The 1581-nt window shown below is 60.4% G+C and carries 4 protein-coding genes; 3 read left to right on the forward strand and 1 reads right to left on the reverse strand.

The features are described from left to right. The 3 genes from EN893_RS33155 to EN893_RS33165 all read left to right on the forward strand — a co-directional run. Window positions 1-531, forward strand: a 531-nt coding sequence (locus EN893_RS33155) for a cobalamin-dependent protein (protein WP_206640224.1), incomplete at its 5' end; no start/stop codon positions are given. A 70-nt stretch (window positions 532-601) separates the two neighbouring features. After that, window positions 602-823: an AbrB/MazE/SpoVT family DNA-binding domain-containing protein gene (locus EN893_RS33160; RefSeq protein ID WP_127269970.1), complete on the forward strand. Its 222-nt coding sequence runs from the start codon at window positions 602-604 to the stop codon at window positions 821-823. Then, complete coding sequence (locus tag EN893_RS33165; protein ID WP_127269972.1) at window positions 820-1209, forward strand: type II toxin-antitoxin system death-on-curing family toxin; 390 nt, start codon at window positions 820-822, stop codon at window positions 1207-1209. Before EN893_RS33160 ends, EN893_RS33165 begins: the two co-directional genes overlap by 4 nt. Here EN893_RS33165 and EN893_RS33170 read toward each other — a convergent pair. Further along, the coding region (locus EN893_RS33170) for a GreA/GreB family elongation factor (protein WP_128362143.1) at window positions 1206-1581 on the reverse strand (376 nt) is incomplete at its 5' end. The two genes, EN893_RS33165 and EN893_RS33170, sit on opposite strands and share 4 nt — an antisense overlap.

Consider the following 1581-nt stretch of genomic DNA (forward strand, 5'->3'; position numbering starts at 1 on the left):
GCGTTGGAAAGGGCGTTTGGGCGCCACGTCGCCACGGTACAGACCATTTCCGGGGTCTATCGGAAGGCGCTTGGCGATCATCCCGTGGTCGACGGTCTGCAGGACAAGCTTGACGCCTTCGAGAAGAAGACCGGCGGCAAGCCGCGCATCCTGGTCGCCAAGATGGGACAGGACGGCCACGACCGCGGCCAGAAGGTCATCGCCACGGCCTTCGCCGATCTCGGCTTCGACGTCACCGTCGGCGCGATGTTCCAGACACCGGAGGAGATCGCGAGACTAGCGGTTCAACAGGACGCCCACATCGTCGGCGCCTCGTCGCTGGCGGCGGGACATCTGACGCTGATCCCCGAACTGCGCGACGCGCTGAAAAAGCTCGGCCGCGGCGACATGCTGATCGTCGCCGGCGGCGTCATTCCACCGCAGGACTATGACGCGGTGCTGCAAGCCGGCGCTGCGGAAATCTTCCCACCGGGCACGGTCATTCCGGAGGCGGCGGATCGTTTGCTGGACCGGCTGCTGGCGGTCCGCTAGGCTTGTTATAATATCTGTTGCAACTTCTCGCCGGTCGAGTTATAATCGGCGTTGCAACAGGATATCTGTCATGAACACGACCATTCGCAAGATCGGTAATTCGGAAGGTGTGATCCTGCCCAAGGATCTGCTCGATCGTCTGAACATGAAGACAGGTGATCAGCTCCAGATCGTCGAAACGGACAAGGGCATTGCCCTTGAGCCGATGGACGACAGTTTCGAGCGGCAGATGGAAGCTGCTCGCAAGGTCATGGACAAATACAAGGTCGCGCTTCAGAAGCTCGCCGAATGAGCTGGGAGTTCCTTACCCGGCGTGCGGTTGAAGCGATGCACGCCGAGCAGTTGCGCAGGCATGGCGGTGCTCAAGGTTTGAGAGATGAAAATGCTCTCGAATCTGCGCTCGCGCGTGCCGAGAACAAGGCCAACTACGAAAACCCTTCGGTTGAAGACCTAGCAGCCGCCTATGTCTTCGGCATCGCAAGAAATCACGCCTTTGTCGACGGCAACAAGCGCACGGCCATAGTTGCAGCCGGTGCATTTTTGATCGTGAACGGCCATGTCCTGACAGCCGACAACGGCACGCTCTACGAATTCGTCATGGCCGTTGCTTCAGGCGAGATCGATGAAGCCGGAGCCGCGGCGTTCTTCCGCGACCATGTCGTCAAGATCGAGGATTAGCTCTCGGAAAGCTTGACGATTTCCCATTCCTTGCCGTTGACGCTGGCCAAGTCGCCGATCTTCTTGCCGAATAGGGCGACCGCCATCGGCGAAACATGCGAAATGCTACCCTTGGTGGGATCAGCCTCGTCTTCGCCGACAATTTTCCAGTGGACCTTCCTGCCGTCGTCGCCCTCGATCGTGACGCCCATGCCGAAGCGCACCACGTCGCTGCCCGGCTCCGGTACGGAGAGTTCGGCGCTTTCACGCCGGGCGGTCCAATAGCGCAGGTCGCGCGACACGACCGCGATGCGCTCGCGGTCGGCTTTGCGTTCGGCTTTTGCCAATATGTCGCGCAGATCGGCCAGATTCTCCTCGATCTGCGCCCTGTCT

Source organism: Mesorhizobium sp. M7A.F.Ca.CA.004.04.2.1 (assembly GCF_004022825.1).
Taxonomy (GTDB): Bacteria; Pseudomonadota; Alphaproteobacteria; order Rhizobiales; family Rhizobiaceae; genus Mesorhizobium.